Below are 23,324 nucleotides of genomic sequence, written 5' to 3'. Positions count from 1 at the left end.
GAAAATAGTGTAAAAATATCTATTTAGAATATTCTAACAATACATTATTCTGATATTTTGGATACTTATCTGATGACAACCTATTGACATTAGGAATACTGTATCGTAACATATTAATATAATTTAATATATAACCTCACTTATTTGTTGTGAGGTAGAGGCGCGATATTTATTAGTTTTTCATAGAGTTCGAGCAAACGATGAAATGAAAAAGAAGGAAATATCGCCGAAGTGTAAGGTATGCTCAATGCTTTATGCTGGGTCTGCAGTGAATAATTGCAGGACTGTCTCAAGTATAGTTTTCCCAACTAACTTGAGTTGTGCTATCTCTAAACGGGAATAATTGAGGATTTGGGTATATTACATACACGCGACCTAGAATCTTCTAGGTCGTTTTTTCATATATACCTATAAATATATTTAAGGAGAGAAAAAATATGAGAAAAAATTTAGTCTTTATGTTAACTACAATTTTTGCAATTCTAGTTTTAGCAGCTTGTGGTTCTGCTGAACAAAGTACGTCTTCAAACGAATCTACAGGAGAAAAAGAAGTATTTAAAGTTGGTTTAGAAGCTGCTTACCCTCCATTTAACTGGACACAGCAAGATGACTCTAATGGTGCTGTTAAAATTGAAGGATCTGATGAGTATGCTGGTGGTTACGACGTTGAAATTGCAAAACGTGTAGCAGATGCTTTAGGAAAAGAATTAGTTATTGTAAAAACAGATTGGGACGGTTTAATTCCTGCATTACAAACAAATGTAATTGATGCAGTTATTGCTGGTATGAGTCCAACTGATGAAAGAAAACAAGCAATTGATTTTACTGAAAACTACTATTTAAGTGAATTTGTAATTGTAACAAAAGCAGATAGTAAATATGCAAATGCAAAAACTTTAGCTGATTTTGCTGGCGCAAAAGTTACTTCTCAATTAGGTACTACAAATTATAATGTTATTGACCAAATTCCGAATGTACAAAAAGAAGTAGCTATGAACAACTTTACAGAAATGAGAGTTGCATTAGACTCTGGAGTAATTGACGCATATGTGGCAGAAAGACCAGAAGCGATCTCTTCTACATCTGCAAATTCTAAATTTACATTCATTGAATTAGAAGATGGTTTTGAAATTAGTGAAGCAGATGCTGCTGTAGCAATCGGTCTTCGTAAAGGTGACGAAAACCAAGAAAAAATTAACGCTGCATTAGCAGAGATTTCAGAAGAAGAACGTCAACAATTAATGGACACAGTTATTCAAAATCAACCAAAATAAAATAAGTAAATTAAACAAGACACTGACTACTTTCTAGTAGTCAGTGTCCACTTTAATACAACAGTATGTTGTTAGGAGGATATTTATGAGTTTAGAGTCTATACTCTCAATTTTAGAACAAAATTGGCCAAGTTATTTAAAAGGTGCATATATAACACTGTTAATTGCAATCTTTAGTACAATTATTGGTGCTCTTATCGGATTATTTATCGGAGTAATGCATACGATTCCATTACGTGAAAAATCCTTTAAATCGTTTTTATTAAAAATCGTTAACTTTATATTATCGGTTTATGTAGAAATATTCCGTGGTACACCAATGATTGTACAAGCGATGGTAGTATTTTATGGTATTGCTGCTTATGGATTTGTAATGGATCGCTTTGTAGCAGCTGTTTTAGTAGTTTCATTGAATACTGGTGCGTATATGGCTGAATATGTTCGTGGTGGAATTGTTTCGATTGAAAAAGGTCAATATGAAGCTGCAGAAGCTATTGGGATGAGTCATTTCCAAACAATGATTCATGTAATACTACCACAGGTAATTAGAAATATTTTACCTGCTACTGGTAACCAGCTAATTATGAATATTAAAGATTCAGCGGTATTAAGTGTAATTAGTGTAACTGAGTTGTTCTTTGTTACTCAAACGATTGCAAGTATTAATTACAAAACAGCAGAGACTTATTTGATCGCATGTGTGATGTATCTAATTATGACATTCACAGCTTCACAATTATTACGATTATTTGAAAAGAAACTTGATGGTCCGAAAGACTACAATTTTCAACCAGAAAAGAGCGCGTAAGGGGGAATAATGAATGGAAAAGGTAATAGATATTAGACATTTAAACAAATCATTTGGAAACCATGAAGTATTACGCGATGTGAACTTTTCAGTAGCCAAAGGAGAAGTCGTTTGTTTAATCGGATCATCTGGTTCAGGAAAATCCACTTTATTGCGTTGTATAAATTTATTAGAGACTCCTACAGGTGGAGAAATAATTTATAATGGCGAAAACATTCTAGATAAAAATCATGATATAAGAAAGCACCGAACACATTTAGGTATGGTATTCCAAAGTTTTAACCTGTTTAACAATCATAATGTTTTGAAAAACTGTGTTGTTGGACAACAAAAAGTGTTAAAACGATCAAAGCAAGAAGCTGAAAGTAACGCGTTAAAATATTTAGAAATTGTCGGTATGGATAAATATGTTAGTGCAAAACCAAGTCAGTTATCTGGTGGACAAAAACAACGTGTAGCAATTGCCCGTGCATTAGCTATGGATCCTGATGTAATGCTTTTTGATGAACCTACATCGGCATTAGACCCTGAGATGGTTGGGGAAGTTTTAAAAGTTATGCGAAGACTGGCCGAAGAAGGAAATACAATGTTAATCGTAACTCATGAGATGGAATTCGCAAAAGAAGTTGCAGACCGAATCGTATTCATGGATAAAGGGGTAATTGTTGAGGAAGGACCGCCTAGTCAAGTATTGGTTAATCCACAACATGATCGAACGAAAGAATTCTTAAAACGAACGTTAAAATAATACTAAGAAAGACAGATTCCAAATTATAAGGAATTTGTCTTTTTTTCATTTTCTTACATCTTTAGTAATGTTGTTCGTTTATAGTAGTAGGAGAGGGGATTTTGGAAGGGGCTGGGAAATGAAGCAATACAAACTTTTGAAATGGATTTTAACAGGTACTGTTTTCTTTTTAATAATATGTTTAATAATGATTCAATTAAATAGCAAACACGAAATTGAACCTGGCCAGTCTGAAAATGGTAATAGCTTACAATCAATATATTACATGGGCTATTCTAATTTTACTGATTTTAATGTGATTCCATCCAGTTTATATACAAATGTAAATAGCATTCATGATGAATATGTATTAGGGAATTCTGAAAAGTATATAACACACATGGATCCTATTGATCCTCCAGAATTTCATGAAAGTGAAAAAATATTTTTTAATTTGTCCTTAGTTTATAAAGACGGTACTATTAATAACTACAAATTATTACCAATCGGATATATTTATAATATTAATGAAGAGCAATGGTATACGAGGGATTCTCTAGAATTAAGAAGATTGGATATTAATGAATATGTTTTATACGATACAATTCGTAATGGTGGAACAAAATGGATTTCAATTTTACTATTCATATGTTCAATCGTACTATTTATTAGTGAAAAATTAATAAAAAGAAAATATGATATTGATAAGATTAGAAAAATTGAAAAGAATAAAATAGCAAAAGTTTGTTATTATATTTTATTGTTATCATTTATTATTTTACTATTAGCCATTGTGTTCTTTAGGATAGTGGTTCATATTGGTTGGATCATTTTAATATTGCTCATACTAACGATAGTTGGAGTTCTACTTGAATGGAAGTATGGTAGTGGTAAACCTAGCCTATACTATATGATCATAGACAAGTCTTTGTTCAATATATTAATAATTACATTTATAATACTAATTTAACTTCTTGAATTCCATTCAGCGATAATTATAAACCCAATTGCAAAAATGAATGCAATGACATAAAACCATGTTGGAACTGCTCCGAAAGACATATGTAAACACCTCTTTACGATAATGGTAACATGAAATAGATACCGTTTCAAATAGGTCATACTAGATATAATTTCACAAATTTGTGGAAATCGGATAAAATATGAAATAGAATTATATATGTGAAAAGTTAAAGTGAGGTAAATTTTATGTTAAATTTAAAATGGAAAGATGCTCCAACAATTAGAAAAGTTAAATGTGTGAATACGAATGCTGAAAAGTACCTAGTATCAAATGTTTTGACTGTAGGCAAAGAATACGAAGTAAAAAATGAAACTCAAGAATTTATCTTTGTAGTAGACAACACAGGAAAAGTTGGCGGATATTATAAAGATTACTTTGAATCAGTTGAATAATGAGCAATATAGTCATTATTGATTTTACCTTTTAAATCAAAACTAAAACCACGACTGAAAGTAAAAAAGCTTTCGGGCGTGGTTTTTTATTTATTCTTTGAAAGTGACTCCATTTTCGCTTCAATTTCAGCATGTTGAACATTACTTTCTGCTTGAACCCTTAAAGTTTCTTCAATAGATTCAATTAACTGTAATTGTGTTTGTTTAAAGTTATCAATATCCGCATGGGAAATGGATTTATGTCGTTTTGAATCCCGCGCAGTAGTTTCAATCATTTTAGCATTCTTCCGAATCATGTCATCTGATACGTCCATTAACCTCTGACCAGCCATATTAATGCGGCGTTGGTTGTTAATATTCACAAGCATTGAAATTTGTGTTTGCCACAATGGAATTGTTGTTAAAACAGATGATTGAATTTTTTCTACTAACATTCGATTCGTTTGTTGAATGAGTCGAATTTGCGGAGCTGATTGAATGGCAATTTCACGTGATATTTGTAAATCATAAATACGTTTATCTAACCATTCAATTGCTTGTAAAAAGTCATTTAACTTTTGTTTACTAATCATATCATTCTGTTCGATGGCTTCATTTTGTAGTTTTGGAAGTTGATTTGACATCATATCCTGTTTTTTCAATTGCCCAGCAGCAATGTAAACATTAATGTTATGGTAATATTCTTCATTTAAACGATATAATTCTTCTAACATATTAATATCAGATAATAGCCCTTTTTGGGCATGTAATAATTGGATACTTAGTCGATCGATTTGTACACTTAATCTTTTATAATGAGATATTTGTTCTTGGATCGTCGTTTTTGAACGATTAAATAACTTCGAAAAAAAGCCTTTATTGTTTTCAACTAGAGCATCTGGATCTATTTTCTCTAGTTGTTCCATTAATCTAAAAAGTACCTCACGAATAGGTGATGTATCATTTCGTTGTACTTGAATGAGTAAATTGTTCGTAAAGTGTTTTAAATTATGTTGAGCTTCCACACCGAACTGGAGCACTGCATTATAATTGTCAGTATTAATTGTACTCGCAAGATACAATGCGTTTTTTTGATTTTCTTCGGATAATGAGGAGAATATAGAAGGGGACTGATCCGTCGCTATCACCTCTCCATTAGGTACATCAAAAAAAGAGCTCGTACTATTCAGTATAGAATTTTGATTGGAGCTCTTTTCTAGTGTCATTCATTGTCACCTCGATAATTTATTTGCTTACGATTTTTATCATTTGATAATCTTGCATAGTCAATTTCCATTTTTAGATGTTCTAAATCTGATTCTAATGCTGCTTTCAAATCACCTTCCATCGTTTCATGAAGGTCTTTTAACGTTTTACGAGTATCTTCAAGTGCCAGTTGAATTTCCATATCCTTTAATTGCTGTTGTGTGAGTAAAGTATATTTACTTGTAAGTTCAACGGCTGACGGTAAATGCGAATAAAAGAAATCTTGCACATTATAAAATTTTGTAGGATTTGTTTGAACAATATTCAAAATTCTACGGGCTAATTTAGTCATTTCATTTAAAATTTTAAATGAACTAATGGAACGAACTTTAATATACTGTTGTGTTAAGGATAAAATATGGCCTCTTGCTAATTTTAACTGTTCTTCAATATGACTATATTCAGACCTTGTTAAACCGATTTCTTTACTCTTCTTTGATTTCTGTATTAATTTAATCGCTTTACTACTTACATAATATGTTAAAATTGTGATTATCGGCACGATAACAATGCCTAAATCAAAATTAACTACAGTTAATATAAATACAGTTAAACTAATTACAAAGCTCAACGCATGTCTTGTTATAAAATTCATTGCACCTAACATAATTGTACCCCCTTACATTATAATTTTATATACGAATTAGCAAAACAAAAAGTTTCAATCGTTTTCATTATTTATAAGTATATGTTACATCTTTTATAATGCATTTTAAAACATTTTGTATAAATTGGTCATATAAAATAATGTTTAAATTAGGCCATTTCATTGCAAAGATTGGAACTTCGTCTCGAGCATATGGTGCACAACCGAAACGTGCGAGTCAAAATATGAGCGGTAATTTGGAAAATGTATTAAATTAATAAATAACATTCTATTAATAATAATTGAATTAACATAAGAGGATTGATGATTACTTACAACGTAGGTAAAGAGGGAAGTGTAATATTAATGTTTAAATTAATCTATATGAAAGCAGATTATGAACCGTGGTGGCAGTTTGATGGATGGCAAGATCATATCGTTTCAACTGATCTATTTGATTCAGAGGAAGCTCTAGAAAAAGCATTAGAAAATAAGCTAAAACTATTTAGAGAAAAGTTTCCAAACGAAAAAACAAAAGGCCATCAATATTATGCTTTTTGGTCAGATGAGGAAAGTGAATATTGTGATGCCTGTGATGAAGATATTCAAATATACCATGGAATCATAATTGAAAGAGAATAGTAAATAAAAATTTACATTCAATTTACAGAAATAATTGAAAATTTACTACAATTTTGAATAATTTCCTTTGACAGGGTATAAAATGATGGTATAATGATTATAACAATAAAATTGCTAGACCGGATACAAATGATTCACATATTACGAAAGAGTGATCGGTGTTATGTCGGTACTCTTGTAATATGTGATTTTTTTTATACGGAAAATGGTGGATTTATTGTTAACTTTAATTTCTTTTTGGAGGTTTTTTTAAATGAAACAAGGTACAGTAAAATGGTTTAATTCAGAAAAAGGTTTTGGATTCATCGAAGTAGAAGGCGAAAACGACGTATTCGTACACTTCTCAGCTATCCAAGGCGAAGGTTTCAAAACTCTTGACGAAGGTCAAAAAGTGGAATTCGAAGTTGTAGATGGCAACCGTGGACCACAAGCTGCTAACGTTGTAAAACTTTAATTTTTAAAAATTAAAAAATTATAACCGTTAATTCAGAGGCATTCATTATTGAATGCCTCTTTTACATTTATTTTGCTGTTTCAATTTTTTCAAGAACAGAAGTTACTACAAAATCCTCTTCACCATCAATTTTCATGATGGATTCACGTTTCACTTCACCATAACCAAGGGCAAAATACTTTCGATTAATAAAATCTTCTGAAGTTTCTTCCAATACAAATACATGGTCAAAAGTTTGATATGGAGTATCAAGTGTTACATCTACTTGAACAATTTCCCATCCATTGATAACCGTTCCCACTTCAATTGGACCGGTTAAATAGGTTTCTAACATAGGTAGACTATCTAGTTCACTAATCGAAGGGTATTCTACATTGTTAGGTAATTCTTCAATGACTTGGTCGTAAACTTTATCAATTTTATTGTATTCATCCATTACTCGATAGATTTTTAGCGTCACTGCGCCACCATTATTTTCTACTAGAGCAACGTAACGTTCTGACAACCACTTTGTATGGATAGTGAAAGTTGCAAATTCATTCCCTTCACCTAAAAAGTATGCAGTTGATTCATTAGGCATGAAAAATTTAGTATAGTCAATGTCTTCGTCAACAGCTTCTTGTTCGTTTGCAACATTTGGCTCATTCGTTTTATCTTCATTTTTTGTTTCACTTGATGTGATTACTTGAGGATCACTTTGTTCAGAAGAATGATTTTGCACATTTGTACATGCTGTAAGTAAGAGTATAAAAGTAATAAATAGAAAATGTTTCATAATACTGCCTCCTTACTAATAATATATCCAAATATTAAACAAAGTATCGACTATTCAAAACATAAACTTTTCAAAGAAATAATATTATTATGTAAACTAAAATTGCAATCAAAAATAAAACCGGTAGGGGACTTGAAACGATCTCCCTACCGGATTTTGATTTTATTTAATACCTTGTGCTTCTTTCCACTCTAGGAATTCATCATAAGTTAATTGTTTATCTAAAATTGAACCGTCTTCTTGAATTTCAATGATACGGTTAGCAATTGTTTGAATAAATTGATGGTCATGAGATGTAAAGATCATGGCACCTTTAAAACGTATTAATCCTTCGTTTAACGCTTGAATGGATTCTAAGTCTAAATGGTTTGTTGGTTCATCTAATAGTAAAACGTTCGCGCTTGAAAGCATCATTTTTGATAACATACAACGTACTTTTTCTCCTCCTGAAAGAACGGAAGGAGATTTTTTCACTTCTTCACCAGAGAATAACATACGACCTAAGAAACCACGTAAGAAGCTTTCTGTTTCATCTTCTGGAGAGTACTGACGTAACCATTCTACTAATGATTTTTCAGAACCTGTAAAGTATTTATCGTGATCATTTTCAAAATAACTTTGAGATGTTGTTACACCCCATTTATAAGTTCCGCTATCAGCTTCACGTTGACCCATTAAAATATCCATTAATGCGGTTTTAGCATGAGGGTTACCAAGTAATACGATTTTATCTTCTTTATTCATCATAAAGCGAATATCTTTAAATAATACTTCGCCTTCTTGTGTTGCAGTTAAACCATCTACTGTTAACACGTCATTTCCAATTTCACGGCCAATTTGGAAATTGATGAACGGATATTTACGGCTAGATGGACGAATATCATCAAGCTCGATTTTATCAAGCATTTTCTTACGAGAAGTTGCTTGTTTCGATTTAGATGCGTTAGCACTAAAGCGAGCAATAAACTCTTGTAATTCTTTAATTTTTTCTTCTTTTTTCTTATTTTGTTCTGAAGCCATCTTTAATGCTAATTGAGATGATTCATACCAGAAATCATAGTTACCAACGTAAAGTTGAATTTTACCAAAGTCAAGGTCAGCAATGTGCGTACAAACTTTGTTTAAGAAGTGACGGTCGTGGGATACTACGATTACTGTGTTTTCAAAGTTAATTAAAAACTCTTCTAACCATTGGATAGCTTTTAAATCTAAATGGTTCGTTGGCTCGTCAAGAAGTAAAACATCAGGTTTACCAAATAAAGCTTGAGCAAGTAATACTTTAACTTTTTCAGAACCTTCTAATTCCTTCATTTGCATATAGTGTAATTCGTCACCAATACCTAGACCATTTAAAAGTGTAGCAGCTTCTGAATCAGCTTCCCAACCGTTTAAATCCGCAAATTCACCTTCAAGTTCTGCTGCGCGCATTCCATCCTCATCAGAGAAATCTTCTTTCATGTAAATTGCATCTTTTTCAGTTTTCACTTCATAAAGACGTTTGTTACCCATAATTACAGTATCAAGTACAGTGAATTCATCATACTCGAAGTGATTTTGTTTCAATACGGATAAACGTTCGTCTTTACCCATTGACACATGACCTTCTTGAGGTTCAATTTCACCAGATAAAATTTTTAAAAAAGTAGATTTACCTGCACCGTTTGCTCCGATTAAACCATAACAGTTCCCAGGTGTGAACTTAATATTAACATCTTCAAATAGTTTACGATCACCATATCGAAGACCTACATTACTTACTTGAATCATGTAAGTACCTCCTTAACTATGTCAGTTTTCTTATAAGCATAAAAATCCCCAAATAATGGAGATACTCTTATATACACATAATTACTATTATAGCATGTAGATATTAGAATTTAAACTATCTCAATTGTATAAAGGAAAAACAAAATAATAGCGACCAGAGATATAATTCTCCAGTCGCTAAATATTTAATCCCAATGATTTGTAATAAATTCATCGCGCCCTGATTTTTTACGATCTTCTTTATAATGTTCAGGTTCTTTTTTATAGTAATCTTGATGATAATCTTCAGCAGTGTAAAATTCACTTGCTTGTAAAATTTCTGTTACAATCGGTTTAGTAAACTTTTTACTTTCTTCAAGTTTTTTCTTAGATTGTTCAGCAATCAAACGTTGTTCATCATTATAATAGAAAATGGCTGTTCTGTATTGATCTCCACGGTCGTGGAATTGCCCACCGTCGTCTGTAGGGTCGATTTGCATCCAAAAAATCTCTAATAGTTGATCGTAAGGGAACACTGAAGAATCAAATTCGATTTCGACAACTTCATAATGACCAGTAGTTCCTGTTTTAACTTGCTCATATGTTGGGTTTTTAATTGTTCCACCCATATATCCTGATGTCACTTTATGTATACCATCCCATTGGTCAAATGGTTTAACCATACACCAAAAACATCCACCTGCAAATGTAGCTTTTTCCAAATTTTTTCCTCCTCTATGATTAAAACAACTAGAATTGTATCATGTTAAATTTGACAGCACTAATGATTAATCTTATAAGATGATAATAGTATAAAACTTTCAAACATAAAAGATATAATAGTTGCACTCTTAAATTGGGGGGTTAATATGGAAGAAAATCAATTTCATGAAACGAGAAGTTCTAGAAATACTCGGAAAAAGTTAAGAAAAGGTAGATTATTTCTTATCCTTATTTTGATACTTATTGTTACAACTGGAGTATATATTGTTTTAGAGTATAGAGCAGGACTAGAATTAGCGAGTGAAACGAAATTACCAGTACAAGCTTTTGTAGCTGACGAACCAACAGAAAATATAACAAATTATTTGATTGTTGGGATAGATAGTAGAGGCGAAGAGAAATCTCGATCGGATACGATGATGGTCCTATCTAGAAATCATTCAACAAATGAATTGAAACTTGTCTCATTTATGAGAGATATATATGCTGAAATTCCAGGTTATCAATCTTACAAATTAAATACAGCATATTTTTTAGGTGGTGTTCAGCTATTAAAAGATACAATTACGAACATGTTTGATATTCCCATCCACCATTATGTAGTAATTGATTTTAAGAGTTTCGAATCCTTGATTGATATAATTGCACCAAATGGTATTGAAATTGATGTAGAAAAAGATATGTCTGCCTTCATTGATGTGACACTTACTAAAGGTGTCCACAAATTGAATGGTAAAGAATTGTTAGGATATGCAAGATTTAGACATGATGAAGCAGGGGACTTTGGTCGAGTTGAACGTCAACAAAAGGTAATAGAAGCAATTAAAGATGAATTTTTATCTCCCCAAAATATGACGAAATTGCCAAGATTAATTGGAGCTTTACAAGGATATGTTTCTACAGATATGACTACCTCAGAAGAAATTAATACAGTGATCTCCGTAACATTGAAGGGAAAAGTTGAAATAGATAAGATGACTATTCCTGTTGAGGGAACTTATAGATATGCAGATTATAGTCATGCTGGATCAGTAATAGAGATTGACCGAGAATTAAATACACAATATTTACATGAATTTATCAAATTAGATGGGGAGTAAAGGTGAATTCTGTTAGATTAAAATGATGAAATAAATTTAGAATGAATTGTTTTGCGAGGTGGTTCTTTGGAAAGAGAAAGAGAAAATGGAAAGGAAAATGGTAATGGTAATAAATTATCAAATACTTTTTCAACGAAATTTATAAGATTTTTAGGTGGTAAAAATCTATTATTTACTCTAATTGCATTATTGCTATTAGGTTGCGTTATTTTTGTGTATGACAAAATATCGTTTATTTTTTACCCACTACAAGTTCTGTTTGAAGTGGTCATATTACCAGGTGTTCTTGCTGTGATAGCTTATTATTTACTAAGACCATTTTTACGAATTTTAGTAAATTGGAAGGTTCCTAAAGTTTGGGCAATATTAATACTGTATTTAATCGTGTTAGGGTTAATTACTTTACTAGTTGTTGCTGTCTATCCATTTTTACGGGACCAATTTAAAAACTTAATAGAAGAGTTCCCGATTTATTTTATGGCTGTAAGTGAAAATATTATTTCATTTTTAAATAATTCGAGTTTTAGAGATATATTTAGAGAATATAATTTTAATTATGAAAAAGTGATGACTGATATTACAAGTAATGTTGCTACAACCGTTCAAGATACATTTACAAATGTTGCTAAAAGTGTTGCTTCAGGTATAACTGGATTTGTTTCAACATTGACAGGTATTGTATTATCACTTGTAACAGTTCCTTTCATATTATTTTACTTATTATATGAAGGTGAGAAACTTCCAAAATTCATACTAAGTATTTTACCTCCCCGCGCAAGAGGTGAAGTAAGTGAAGTTATGAAAGAAGTTGATAAACAAGTTAGTTCTTACATTCAAGGTCAAATTTTAGTATCAATTTGTATTGGTGTAATGATGACCATTGGGTTCTTAATAATTGGCTTAGATTACGCATTTGTTTTAGGATTCTTAGCAATGATTACAAGTGTCGTCCCATATTTAGGACCTGCAATTGCGATTACTCCGGCTATTATTATTGCATTAGTAAACTCTCCACTTATGCTTGTGTCACTTGTAATTGTTTGGACGATTGTTCAACTTATTGAAGGAAAGCTTATTACACCGAATATTATGGGAAAATCCTTATCGATCCATCCCATTACGATCATATTCGTATTATTAACGGCTGGTTCATTATTTGGCGTAGCAGGAGTAATTCTCGGGATACCAGGTTATGCTATTTTAAAAGTTGTCGTTTCACATGTGTATCGTTTATTTAAAAGACGCTATAACCGATTCGAGACAGATTCTACGAAAAAATTCGAAGTTTAAGTTATTACAATATAAAACTGGATGTCCAATCAGAGTGTTGGACATCCAGTTTTTATTTTATAGAGTGAAAGTTTTTAGTTTCTCAATTGCTTTTTCTAATTGTTCTACAGGTTGTACTAATGCAAGACGAACATAACCTTCACCTTCAGTACCGAACTCTGTACCAGGGACCATTATAACACCAACTTCTTCAATTACTTTAAAAGTAAATGAGACACTATCTAGACCATATGGATATTTCGCCCAAACAAACATCCCTCCGTTAGATGGAGCAACTTCCCAACCAAGTTCTTGCACACCTTTTGTCAAAACTTTATGGCGTTCAGAAAAAATTTCACGTAAACTTTTTGTTATCTCTTCTGCATTATCTAATGCAAGAGCAGCAGTAGATTGGATTGGGTCAAAAATACCAAAGTCTAAATTTGATTTTAATTGACTAATAATTTTAATCATTTCAGCATTTCCAACTATGTAAGCGACACGAGCACCGGCTAAACTAAAACTTTTAGAAAGTGAGTTAATTTCTAAGCCAACTTCCTTTGCACCAGGAGTAGCTAAAAACGAAATAGGTCGATCACCTGTAAAGTAAAATTCTGAATAAGCAGCATCATGTAATACAATAATGTTATATTTTTTAGCGAATTCTACTACTTCCGTAAAGTATTCAATAGAAGGAGTTGTAGGGACAGGATTACCTGGCATATTGATAATTAATAGCTTCGCTTTTTGTGCAATTTCTTCTGGTATTGCTTGGAGATTTGGCACAAATCCTCTTTTTTCATCAAGAGGTATATAATAGCTTGTTGCCCCAGCTAGTTTAATACCGGCATCATAAGCAACATATGAAGGGTTAGTTGTTAAAACAATATCACCAGGATCACAGAAAGCTACAGGTAGATGAACTAACCCTTCTTGTGAGCCTATCGTTTGTATTACTTCTGTAGATGGGTTTAATTCAACACCATTTACCCTTTCATAATAACTAGCAACAGATTCTTTAAATTGTGTGGAAGCTGCCAGTGTATATCCATAAGATGTAGGAAGTAAGCTTAACTTTGCCATATGTTCACGTAACATTTCATGGGGAGGGATATCCGGACTACCTAAACTTAAATCAATCAGTTCCATCCCTTTTTCTTGTTGCTGTTTCTTTGCAAAACTTTTAAGTGAAGAAAAAATCGCAGGTTTATATAATGACATTTTCTTTGAAGGAATAATATTCAAATTTGCACACTCCTTATATTGAACAACATTTTTCTTATATTCTATCATAAATTGTTATACTTTAAATGGTAATCTAGTATGCTATTGGGGTACGCATAATGGACAATTGTAGTATAAGGGAATATTTTAATAGTGGTTAGGAGGAATTTCGTGGATTATCTAGTCATTATTCTACTAGTCATAGGGATAATAATATTATGGAAACTAACAAAGAAACTGCTTTCACTTGCATTAATTGTTTTATTAGTTTATTTCATCTATATAAATTTTGATTCCATCAAGGCTTTACTTCCCATTGAATGGTAAAATTATAGTAAAATTATTAATATAAATATAAAATTAAGTGGGGAAGCTAATGGAACTATTAAACGTGAAAGACACGAGCCTAATCTTAGAAGGCGGATCGTTTCGCACAGTTTTTACTTCAGGTATTTTAGATGCATTTTTAGATCATGAAATGTTGATGCCGTATATAGTCGGTATTTCAGCAGGTGCGATTAATGCTTGTTCGTATGTCTCGGAACAAAAAGAAAGAACTTTTAGAGTTTTATCGGAATACCGTCACGATAAACGTTATATGGGTTTTAGAAATTTCCTTAAAGAAAAAAGTTTGTTTGGTTTAAATTTTGCTTATGATGTTGTTCCAAATCAATTAGATTTATTTGACTGGGAAACTTTCCGCGCCTATAAGGGAACTGTAAAATTTGGAGTAACTAATGCAAAAACTGGTCAAGTTGAATATAAGAATGCTTTGGAAATGGATACAAGTTGTACTCTATTACGTGCAACTTGTGCTATTCCAATTATGTTTCCTGAAATAAAGTTAGGAGAAGAACCATATTTTGATGGAGGGCTAGCAGATCCAATACCTATTCAAAAAGCAATAAATGATGGATATGAAAAACATGTTCTTATTTTAACTAGACCTTTAGGGTATCGTAAACATACAGATCGTCAAAGTAAATTTACGATGAAACTACTAAGTAAAAGATATCCAAAGCTAGTTGAAACGATGAAAAGAAGAGTAATACGTTACAATGAAACCCTTCGTTATATTGAGAAATTAGAAGAACAAGGTAAGGTATTCATATTTAGACCTCTGCATGCACTCCAAAGTTTAGAAAAAGACGTGAATGTGATGCGTAAAAATTATGAACTTGGATATAAACAAGCTATCGAAAGAATGGAAGAATTTAAACAATTTTTAGGGATTTAATTTTAGGCTTTGAATGATTTGACAAGCCAGATGTAAATTAGCACAGTCTGTTGGAAACAATAAAGTAAAATAAGTACAATGAGGAGAGTATAGTAAATATGTTAAAAACACAAGTATTTGATCAATTAAAACAAGCAATGAAGAACAAAGATACAGTGGCAAAAGGTGTCTTAACTTTATTAAAATCAGCTCTTGATAGCGCGGTAAAGGAAAAGGGCGCGGAACTGACTTTTGAAGAAGAAATCGCCATTGTCAATCGTGAAATAAAGCAAACAAATCAATCATTAGATGGTGCAAAACAGGCTAATCGTGAAGATTTAATCGAAAAAGAAGAAGCGAAATTAGCTCTTTTAACAAGCTTTTTACCAAAGCAATTAACAGAAGAAGAAATCATTCCTATTCTAACGGAAGCTGGAATTACAAAAGGTATGAATATGGGAGATGCAATGAAAATTGCAAAACCTCTTCTTACTGGAAAAGCTGATGGTGCAACAATTTCAAAAGTTGTAAAATCATTAATCTAATAATTAACGGGATGACATTCTTTTATGCCAGAGAAAGTCATCCTTTTTTAATTTTCTGAAAAATTTTATTGACAACTCAATTCATCTGTACTATATTAATTTATAAATATTTTAACTGTTATAATACAGAGTAGGGGTTGATTTCAATGTCAAATTATCAAGAAGGATATGATTATTACGTTTTAAAATGTAAAGAATTTGGTATTGAACCAATTAATTTGTATCATTATTTAAAAAGCCTATCCGAAGAACAATTAGCTGCCTATAACGATCGAGCTGATAGGTAATAGGTTTTGGTAAAAAATTAAATTAGAAGCTAAATACATGAAAAAAGAGGTTACCCTTAACTTTATTCAAAAGTTTAAGGTAACCTTTTAAATTAATCTTCTAAAAGACTTTGAATTTTTTCATATTCATCGTCACCAATAGAAGGATAATATTGATATAGTAAATCACTATCCACTTGTATTGTATCTTTATGATTTAAATAAATTTGTTCCGTTAAATGTCTAATGATGAAAGGAACTGGTTGATTATGATTGAAACAATTCATATATGTTTCAATGAACTGTTCCGATACTTCACACCATAAATTTTGACCTAGTGCTTCAAATTGAACATAATTCATATGAGCAATTAAGAAGTCATCTGTTAAATATTGATTATATAAACAGGCAGCCTTCCAATCTATTATTTCACGGTACCTGTGGAGCCAATGGGGTTCCAATATTGCACTAAGAAGTGAAATTTGCAAAGGTGTATAGGAATTGATTGCAACATCCATTTCCTTATTTGTCGGCTTTTTATAGCCTAAATCATCGTAAACTTGGCTTCTAAAAGAAGGGATTCCTTTGATTAGATGTTCACTGCCATACCATTTGTTAGGTCCACGATCATATTCAAAAAACAGATATTCAATTTCTTCTTCTTCGATCTCAATATTTTCATCCATTAAATCGATATATCCATACTCGCTGAAGTATGTTTCATCTTCTATAAATAAATCAATTTCATGTTCAAAATGCTGATTAACTGTCTCATTCAATCGCTTAAGTTCGTTTACCATATATCTTTTGAAAGAGGCAGATAATCTTGAAAGAACAGGGTAGTTGTATTGCAATGTTGCTACATCCACTTGATCTAAATGCTCTATTAAATATTTTTCAGATAATTGGTCGCAAGCATAACAAATATATGAAAAGTCCACATATTCTAAATAAGCTTCAAACTCAGAAGGATGTAATCGAGCTAATTGATAACGGAAGTAACAATAGTCTTCAATAAATTCTTTAGTTAAAGTCGGATTTGTTTTAATTATTGCTTCAATTTCTTTTTCTTCTACTAAAGGCCCAACATATGAAGGTATTTGTTTTGGTTGAAAATCCTCCGGAAAATCTAAACTTTCCAGTGAGTTCTTTGGATTAAAATGATTTTTACGGTTTTTATGAGTTTTTAAACTGTAGGATCCAATTGAGCCCCGTTCATCTAATAAGATAAAGGCAAGTTCTTGTTTTTGATCTCGAGTTAGTTTTACGTTTTTTGGAAATTTAACCGATGCAAAATAATTTCCATTTGCCATATCATAGTAGAACTTATAATCACCTTCAGGAGTATATTCAGATTTTGTATTATAATTTTTTCTCCAATATAAAAGGGCACCATTAATTGGAGGATAGTTTGAGAATTCTATATTTGCGATAGAAAAGATATTATGTGAAAGAGAATCATCATAAACTGCCTTGATAAACTCAATATTTTTAATTTTAAGCATTTTGTACCTCCATATATTACTATTATATACTTTTTATTAAAAAACCATAGCGAAAAGTGTTGGTTTTTAGGAGATTAATAGAGTGAAGTATATATAATAGTATTCTAATTAGTTTACATAATATAATTATTTAGAGTAAAATCGCTATTTTATAATAAGGTATGAATTGGCGATGTATTGATACTTATGCATATTAATTCTAAAAAAGTATTAATAACAGAAAAAATTCGAATTCGTCCACTAATATGTAACTTTTTAATTAAAATTGAGCAAAAATAACCAAAACAAAGGGACGTCACTATTCAGACGTCCCTTTGTTTTGGTTATTTTTATTTGGGTTTCCGTTGTTTTGATTATTATTTGGGTTCACATTATTTTGATTATTACTGTTTTTATTGTTTTGACTATTGTTTTCGTTCATATTATTTTTTCCATTATTATTCTTTTCAGGGTTTTGTTTATCTTTATTACCATTATGATTTTCATTATTGTAATTTGAAGATTTATTTTGCTTTAATTGTTCTTCATTTTTTAGTTGATGGTTTTGTTTGTTTGATGAAGAATTTGAATTGTTCTGTTTTTGCCCGTTATTTGAATTATGAGTATTTGAATTTTGCTTGTTGTTATTTTTATTATCCTCTAAATTTTTCTTCCTGATTGGTCCATCAAGCGATTGTTTATTTTTTGCTTTATTGACAGTATTTAAAATCTTTTCTTTCGCCTTCGATGGTTGATCATCGTTAAATTTAGTTGTAATCGGTACAGTCTCATTATGTTTTTCTATCTGAGTAATAGCTTTTGTTAGTGCAAGATCTATAGGAAGTCCTTCTAATTTTGTATCTAATGCATACGTTGGTTCATTATTGATAGGTTTAACAGAAATAACAGTGCCTTCTTCATCAATACCTAATTCAAGTTCATTTCCAATTTGTACAAATGCATAAGCACTATTTGTGGAAGGGAATAAAGCAGTGACTAAGAAAATCATAATTACAGCTGCAACTAAAGCTGGTGCAATAATAAAAGATTTCCGTTTCTTTGAAAGGAAAGAAGTGGCAAATAATTGAAATTCCACATCATCACCGATTTGTGCGTTCGTTACAAGGGGTGTACCACGCAGAAATTCGCCATCAGCCGTCATAAAAATCATATAGTTTTTATTAATTTCACAAACAATCCCTTTATAAGTACGCATTATATGATTTCTCCTTTTACATAATCTTTTAAATAGATAAAGTCACTGTTTAATAACAAAACGACGGCGATGATATATTTACGATGACGTTCTAACGTCTTTCTTGAAACCTCAACTAATGATTCAATTTCTTTTAAAGGTAATCTTTTATTCTTTAACAAATAGTTATAGAATTCTTCGTGATCTGCTACGATTTGTGCAATATGAAACGCAGTTTTTCGTGCATCCACATGTTTTGGTGAAGTTTTTGTTAAATCTTCAAAAGATAAATTGAATCCAGATAATAACTCACGATATATTAAGAGTTCTTCTTTCCTAGTTGCGGATCGTTGTTTTTCTTCATATGTATAAATTGATTTTTCATTGAATAAAAAATGTTGTTCAGAAGAATCATCTTCGTTTGGTTCAAGGGATAATAATTGATCTTTTCTAGCAGTCTCTTTACGAATATAATCTATCAATCTTCTCTTAATGATTAAATGGGCAAAAGTTTGGAATGAAGCATTTTCTTCAGGATTAAAGGACATAACTGCTTCATGAAAGCCAAGAATCGTTATACTGTATTCCTCATCGTGTTCATCGATAGGACGTTTACAAATATACGACGCAGTTTTTTTCATAAACGGTTTACTAAAAGAGAGGAGGTCGTTCATGACCTCCTCATTTCCAGCTTTTGCCTTTTTCGCAAGTTCGGTTATATTTAATTTTGGCTTAAATAATCCTTGTATAATAGACAAAAGCATAACATACCCTCCGGACTCAAGTTTCCAACGCTATTGATTTTATATGGAATTATGAAAAATGAAAAGGGTTTTAATTGAATTGAAATAATAATTTAATGATATTTTGGTAGTTAAGTTTAAATATTTTCTAATAGAATTGTTAGTTTTTATGAATGATAGATATTTGGTAATTATTTTATAGAACTATTATTCTTTATCTTTTCCGTTATTTTTCTCAGCTTTTGCAGCTTTCTTCTCGGCTTTTTGTTGTTCTTTCAGTTCTTTTTTCTCGGCTTTTTGTTGTTCTTTTAGCTCTTTTTTCTCAGCTTTTTGTTGTTCTTTTAACTCTTTTTTCTCGATTTTTTGTTCTTCTTTACTAATAATCTCGTTTTCTGTTTTAGTAGTCTCCTGAGATGGTATCACAGTTTCTTGCTTTACAGGTTCGATTATAGTTTCACCAGGTTTTTGAATTCCTACAAGTTCTAATTTGACTTTTAAATCAGCTACTTCTTTAGAATCGTGTTTTTCTTTAAATTTAGCAATTGCTCTTTTGGCATTATTTAAGATTGCTTGTTTTGCATTTTCATTTCCTGCATTTTCGTAAGCTTGTTTAAGAGCAACTAAGTTCCCAGCTGTATAGCCTTCAGGAATTTCAGGGAATTCTGATTTCGATGTTTCGTTTTTATGATCTTCGTCTTCTTTGTCAGTCTCTTTTACAACATCAGTTTCTTTATTATCTTCTGTAGCTTCTTCAGTCGAATCGTCTTTAGTCGAATCGTCTTTAGTTGTAACTTCTAAAGTTTCATCATTTGTAGAGTCATCTTTTTGAGTTGAATCTTTTAATACTTCTGAAGGATCCATTATAACACCCGGTTGGATATCTGCTGCAGTAGTTACTTCAGCTGAAATTTCCTCTTTCTCTTCATCAGCCTTGAATATTGTGTCGTTTGCAAATGCTAGGCTAGAACCTGCTACTGTTAATCCTGCTACTAATATTGCTGCAGTTGTTTTCTTTAATTTCATAAGTTATACACCTCTAGTAAATTTTTTATCCTATTTTTCTCGGACAATATATTATTCGTAATTAAAGAATTTTTTGTGGGGGTCGACTCTATAATTTTTTAATTTTATTTTTTTCTTAATAGTTTGGAGGAAATTAGAGGGTTATAGCGTCTAATAAATCTCAATAGTTTTTTCTGAAAGGGTATAGATATTATATAAATATAATGAATATCCCGCTCTGAAGACAGAACTTTCTAAAATATTCGAAAATAATCTTTCAATAATTCATTAACAATATTATAATTGTAAAAGTTGAAATAATTTACAAATATGTCAACAATTATTCTAAAATAACAAATCGCTAATTTTGAAATTATGTAACTTTTACCAAAAATTCATCGACATATTTGTATCGATGACATTGGCTTAAAAATCTATAGGGAAGAATTGTTTAGAACTACAAAAAGTTACTTTTAATTCAACATTTATGCTTTATTGCAATTTATAAGTTGGAGGTCGCCTATGTGGAAGTTGTTGAAAACAAATCTCATTATTGAGAAATCTAGTAAAAAGAATATTTTTGCTTTTATCTTTGTTGCGTTATTTATTATTGGACTGGCATTTTATATGGAAAATGAAGATGTTGGAAATTTGGTTGCACTGAAAACTAGTGAACATCAAAATATTACCTCTGCATTAAGTCAATTCCAAGTGATGGATGCCAGTAAAGATGGTGATAGTAATGAACTTTATAAAAATCTTAACGAACAGCAACGTCTAATATCACTACAAAGAGTCGCAGCTAAATTAGACAAACCTGATCTCTTTGCTAATTCTGCTATTGAGTTAGCAAACCTAAGAGAAGATGCATTTACGTTGGAAGGTTATGAGGAAGTTGCAGTCTATTTGCCAACTTATACTGTAAATAAACTTGAATCTATCTTTTATGAAACATTAAAGACATTAGATATACCTATTTTTAAAGATAATCTATCATTCTATCAATTTCTTATTTTTCTTTTTGGAATTTTAGGTTCGATATGGTTTATTTTCTTAGCATTCTATACATGTGGAATTATGATTGAGGATTTCCGACATACATCTTTAATAAAAGGGTATCCAATACCTTTTGATCAATATGTTGCTGCAAAAGGTATATCAACAATGTCTATAATCCTTATTTTTATAGTGGAATTATTCCTTTGCAGTTTGCTACTTATTTATTATAGAGGGTTAGGGGATCCAACATATCCGGTTGCTGTATTTGATGGTAATTATGAAATTTACTCCATAGCTCAATACATTGGAATATGTTTGCTTTATATGATTAGTATTGCTGTTTTTGTTATTCTACTATCTATCATTTTAAATGTACTATTAAAAAATATGTATTTAACATTATTTGTTGAATTATTATTATTTGCTTTACCAACTTTATTCCCGAGAATGATTAGTCTGTTTCCTTACAATCCATTTAACTATATGAATTTTACGAATTTATTAAATGGTGTAAGTCTCGACCTAGCTCATCCAGTTGCATTAAATAGTACTTATGGGCTTATATCCATTGGATTAAGCATCGTGGTCCTGATTGTAGTGGCTAATCTATTTTTATCAACTGGTAAGTTAAAAAGAGTATAAGGGGTGAGAGTATGAAGGCATATTTCAAATTTGAATTGTCTCAATTTATAAAAAGTAAAAAGAATATTGCAATATATGTTTTACTACTATTTCTAGCATGTTTTTATGCATTAAATATTGCACCTTCCTATAAACCAATTGAGAAAGTCGATGCAAAAGAGATCGAGGCAAGGTATTTATCTAGAGAAGCATTTTTGTCGAATTTTACAAACGAAAATCGTTTTACTGGTATGGCTGGATATGGATTAGCTATTTATCCAAAGTGGAATTGGCTTGATAAATCACGTTTAGATGCATTAAACGACAATAAGTTGAAACAGTATTCAAAATTCACCTCCGAATGGTATATCTACTCTAATAATATAACCTATGGTAGTGAACATTTTTTTTATAGTCCTGGATACTACACTCATGGTAATTTATATGCTTCTGAGGATGGGTATTACGGATATTTATATTCTGCAAGCCGATATCAAGGATATGCAGAGGGGAAATCAAAGCTATCTATAAATGTATTTGAAGAAAGAACTGCATTGCAAACATTGCAACGTTTACTTCATTCTTATTTACCAATGATTTTAATGATTTGTTGTGTATTTTTAACGGTAGATGTTGTATTAAAAGATCGATTGAATCCATCTTTATTAAAAGGTTTTCCAATTTCAGATTGGAAAAAACTTATCATTAAAGGTGCTGTCTCATTAATAGGTAGTATTGGTGTCATAGTACCTCTATCGGTAGGATTATTACTTATTGGGATTCGTTATGGTTTTGGAGATTTTCAGTTACCAGTTCCCATTTATTCATATAGTGGAGAACCGTCCTATTTTAATAAAGGCGAGTTTATCAATATAACGATGGGATCCTACTTACTAGAAAACTTTATCCTTCTAATTTTCTGTTTTATGTTCTTAATCTCTTTAGTATTACTAGTTAGTATGATTATTAAGAATGAGTTTGCCAACTTGCTAGTAGCAGCTATTTTTATTTTCAATGAAATTTTCTACTTTAAGCGTGGTATTGGATTCTTCTATGAAGTCGAAAATTATCCAACGAATTATGTGCAAGTCGGACAGATTTTATCAGGCTACCGAAACTATATATATAATTCAAGTGCGCTAAACCTTGGGAACGGGCTAACTGCTTTAGGGATGGGAACAGGGGTTCTATTGTTGCTCATTTTCTTAATTAGTAAATATAAGCGTTATAAATTAGTCTAAATTAACTTCATTCAGCAAAGGTC

25 protein-coding genes and 1 riboswitch are annotated in these 23,324 nt (G+C 31.1%); of the genes, 15 read left to right on the top strand and 10 right to left on the bottom strand.

The features are described from left to right. The first annotated feature begins 147 nt into the window (after nucleotides 1–147). Nucleotides 148–334: riboswitch (Lysine riboswitch) on the top strand. A gap of 103 nt (nucleotides 335–437) precedes the next feature. The 5 genes from CRO45_RS06465 (at nucleotide 438) to CRO45_RS06445 (ending at nucleotide 4,225) form a co-directional block, all read left to right on the top strand. Further along, nucleotides 438–1,274 (top strand): transporter substrate-binding domain-containing protein, encoded by an 837-nt coding sequence (locus tag CRO45_RS06465; protein WP_097148834.1) that lies wholly within the window; start codon nucleotides 438–440, stop codon nucleotides 1,272–1,274. A gap of 85 nt (nucleotides 1,275–1,359) precedes the next feature. Continuing rightward, nucleotides 1,360–2,082, top strand: a complete 723-nt coding sequence (locus CRO45_RS06460; protein WP_097148833.1) for an amino acid ABC transporter permease — start codon at nucleotides 1,360–1,362, stop codon at nucleotides 2,080–2,082. A 13-nt stretch (nucleotides 2,083–2,095) separates the two neighbouring features. Next, on the top strand, nucleotides 2,096–2,830 hold the full coding sequence (locus CRO45_RS06455; protein ID WP_097148832.1) for an amino acid ABC transporter ATP-binding protein: 735 nt from the start codon (nucleotides 2,096–2,098) through the stop codon (nucleotides 2,828–2,830). Between the two features lie 118 nt (nucleotides 2,831–2,948). Continuing rightward, the gene (locus CRO45_RS06450; protein ID WP_097148831.1) at nucleotides 2,949–3,779 is read left to right on the top strand and encodes a hypothetical protein; all 831 of its coding nucleotides are present in this window, start codon (nucleotides 2,949–2,951) and stop codon (nucleotides 3,777–3,779) included. A 239-nt stretch (nucleotides 3,780–4,018) separates the two neighbouring features. Beyond that, nucleotides 4,019–4,225, top strand: a complete 207-nt coding sequence (locus CRO45_RS06445; RefSeq protein WP_097148830.1) for a DUF6501 family protein — start codon at nucleotides 4,019–4,021, stop codon at nucleotides 4,223–4,225. 86 nt (nucleotides 4,226–4,311) lie between these two features. Here the strand turns inward: CRO45_RS06445 and CRO45_RS06440 are convergent, their stop codons facing one another. Then, nucleotides 4,312–5,430 (bottom strand): toxic anion resistance protein, encoded by a 1,119-nt coding sequence (locus CRO45_RS06440; RefSeq protein WP_097148829.1) that lies wholly within the window; start codon nucleotides 5,428–5,430, stop codon nucleotides 4,312–4,314. Beyond that, nucleotides 5,427–6,077, bottom strand: coding sequence for a 5-bromo-4-chloroindolyl phosphate hydrolysis family protein (locus CRO45_RS06435; RefSeq protein WP_097148828.1), 651 nt, complete (start codon nucleotides 6,075–6,077; stop codon nucleotides 5,427–5,429). The genes CRO45_RS06440 and CRO45_RS06435 overlap by 4 nt, the downstream gene beginning before the upstream one ends. 303 nt (nucleotides 6,078–6,380) lie before the next feature. Here CRO45_RS06435 and CRO45_RS06430 point away from each other — a divergent pair, with 303 nt between their 5' ends. Further along, a complete protein-coding gene (locus tag CRO45_RS06430; RefSeq protein WP_235864536.1) occupies nucleotides 6,381–6,698 on the top strand; it encodes a DUF1033 family protein in 318 nt (105 codons plus the stop codon). A gap of 253 nt (nucleotides 6,699–6,951) precedes the next feature. Beyond that, nucleotides 6,952–7,152 (top strand): cold-shock protein, encoded by a 201-nt coding sequence (locus tag CRO45_RS06425; protein WP_036179813.1) that lies wholly within the window; start codon nucleotides 6,952–6,954, stop codon nucleotides 7,150–7,152. 67 nt (nucleotides 7,153–7,219) lie between these two features. Here the strand turns inward: CRO45_RS06425 and CRO45_RS06420 are convergent, their stop codons facing one another. The 3 genes from CRO45_RS06420 to msrA form a co-directional block, all read right to left on the bottom strand. Further along, on the bottom strand, nucleotides 7,220–7,927 hold the full coding sequence (locus CRO45_RS06420) for a hypothetical protein (RefSeq protein WP_097148827.1): 708 nt from the start codon (nucleotides 7,925–7,927) through the stop codon (nucleotides 7,220–7,222). A 162-nt stretch (nucleotides 7,928–8,089) separates the two neighbouring features. Then, a complete protein-coding gene (locus tag CRO45_RS06415; protein ID WP_097148826.1) occupies nucleotides 8,090–9,694 on the bottom strand; it encodes an ABC-F family ATP-binding cassette domain-containing protein in 1,605 nt (534 codons plus the stop codon). Nucleotides 9,695–9,879: 185 nt separating this feature from the next. Beyond that, nucleotides 9,880–10,395: a peptide-methionine (S)-S-oxide reductase MsrA gene (gene msrA, locus CRO45_RS06410; protein ID WP_097148825.1), complete on the bottom strand. Its 516-nt coding sequence runs from the start codon at nucleotides 10,393–10,395 to the stop codon at nucleotides 9,880–9,882. 147 nt (nucleotides 10,396–10,542) lie between these two features. Here msrA and CRO45_RS06405 point away from each other — a divergent pair, with 147 nt between their 5' ends. Continuing rightward, complete coding sequence (locus CRO45_RS06405) at nucleotides 10,543–11,496, top strand: LCP family protein (protein WP_097148824.1); 954 nt, start codon at nucleotides 10,543–10,545, stop codon at nucleotides 11,494–11,496. A gap of 66 nt (nucleotides 11,497–11,562) precedes the next feature. After that, a complete protein-coding gene (locus CRO45_RS06400) occupies nucleotides 11,563–12,786 on the top strand; it encodes an AI-2E family transporter (RefSeq protein ID WP_097148823.1) in 1,224 nt (407 codons plus the stop codon). Between the two features lie 57 nt (nucleotides 12,787–12,843). Here CRO45_RS06400 and CRO45_RS06395 read toward each other — a convergent pair whose 3' ends face one another. Next, nucleotides 12,844–14,010: an aminotransferase class I/II-fold pyridoxal phosphate-dependent enzyme gene (locus CRO45_RS06395; protein ID WP_097148822.1), complete on the bottom strand. Its 1,167-nt coding sequence runs from the start codon at nucleotides 14,008–14,010 to the stop codon at nucleotides 12,844–12,846. A 150-nt stretch (nucleotides 14,011–14,160) separates the two neighbouring features. Here CRO45_RS06395 and CRO45_RS20015 point away from each other — a divergent pair, with 150 nt between their 5' ends. The 4 genes from CRO45_RS20015 to CRO45_RS06380 all read left to right on the top strand — a co-directional run bounded on the left by CRO45_RS20015 (nucleotide 14,161) and on the right by CRO45_RS06380 (nucleotide 16,037). After that, the gene (locus CRO45_RS20015; RefSeq protein WP_170949423.1) at nucleotides 14,161–14,316 is read left to right on the top strand and encodes a hypothetical protein; all 156 of its coding nucleotides are present in this window, start codon (nucleotides 14,161–14,163) and stop codon (nucleotides 14,314–14,316) included. Nucleotides 14,317–14,365: 49 nt separating this feature from the next. Beyond that, on the top strand, nucleotides 14,366–15,226 hold the full coding sequence (locus tag CRO45_RS06390) for a patatin-like phospholipase family protein (RefSeq protein ID WP_097148821.1): 861 nt from the start codon (nucleotides 14,366–14,368) through the stop codon (nucleotides 15,224–15,226). A 98-nt stretch (nucleotides 15,227–15,324) separates the two neighbouring features. Then, entirely contained in the window at nucleotides 15,325–15,750 is a 426-nt protein-coding gene (locus CRO45_RS06385) for a GatB/YqeY domain-containing protein (protein ID WP_097148820.1), read from the top strand. A 146-nt stretch (nucleotides 15,751–15,896) separates the two neighbouring features. Further along, nucleotides 15,897–16,037 carry a transcriptional regulator gene (locus CRO45_RS06380; protein WP_097148819.1) on the top strand — a complete coding sequence of 47 codons (141 nt, stop codon included), beginning with the start codon at nucleotides 15,897–15,899 and terminating at the stop codon, nucleotides 16,035–16,037. Between the two features lie 92 nt (nucleotides 16,038–16,129). On the opposite strand, the gene CRO45_RS06375 is transcribed toward CRO45_RS06380, so the two are convergent. From CRO45_RS06375 to CRO45_RS06360, 4 genes are all read right to left on the bottom strand, one after another. Next, nucleotides 16,130–17,521, bottom strand: a complete 1,392-nt coding sequence (locus tag CRO45_RS06375) for a nucleoside-diphosphate sugar epimerase (protein WP_097148818.1) — start codon at nucleotides 17,519–17,521, stop codon at nucleotides 16,130–16,132. A 298-nt stretch (nucleotides 17,522–17,819) separates the two neighbouring features. Next, on the bottom strand, nucleotides 17,820–18,716 hold the full coding sequence (locus CRO45_RS06370; RefSeq protein ID WP_097148817.1) for an anti-sigma factor domain-containing protein: 897 nt from the start codon (nucleotides 18,714–18,716) through the stop codon (nucleotides 17,820–17,822). Continuing rightward, complete coding sequence (sigI, locus tag CRO45_RS06365; protein WP_097148816.1) at nucleotides 18,716–19,459, bottom strand: RNA polymerase sigma-I factor; 744 nt, start codon at nucleotides 19,457–19,459, stop codon at nucleotides 18,716–18,718. Before sigI ends, CRO45_RS06370 begins: the two co-directional genes overlap by 1 nt. A 186-nt stretch (nucleotides 19,460–19,645) precedes the next feature. Further along, on the bottom strand, nucleotides 19,646–20,461 hold the full coding sequence (locus CRO45_RS06360; protein WP_097148815.1) for a DUF2756 domain-containing protein: 816 nt from the start codon (nucleotides 20,459–20,461) through the stop codon (nucleotides 19,646–19,648). Between the two features lie 501 nt (nucleotides 20,462–20,962). Between CRO45_RS06360 and CRO45_RS06355 the strand changes: the two genes are divergently transcribed. Further along, on the top strand, nucleotides 20,963–22,081 hold the full coding sequence (locus CRO45_RS06355; RefSeq protein WP_097148814.1) for an ABC transporter: 1,119 nt from the start codon (nucleotides 20,963–20,965) through the stop codon (nucleotides 22,079–22,081). Between the two features lie 11 nt (nucleotides 22,082–22,092). Further along, the gene (locus tag CRO45_RS06350) at nucleotides 22,093–23,301 is read left to right on the top strand and encodes an ABC transporter permease subunit (RefSeq protein ID WP_097148813.1); all 1,209 of its coding nucleotides are present in this window, start codon (nucleotides 22,093–22,095) and stop codon (nucleotides 23,299–23,301) included. Nucleotides 23,302–23,324: the final 23 nt, after the last annotated feature.

The sequence above is a fragment of the Ureibacillus acetophenoni genome (assembly GCF_900220965.1).
Lineage (GTDB): Bacteria > Bacillota > Bacilli > Bacillales_A > Planococcaceae > Ureibacillus > Ureibacillus acetophenoni.
The sequence above is the reverse complement of the archived record's forward strand: the minus strand, read 5'-3'. Positions and strand labels throughout refer to the sequence as shown.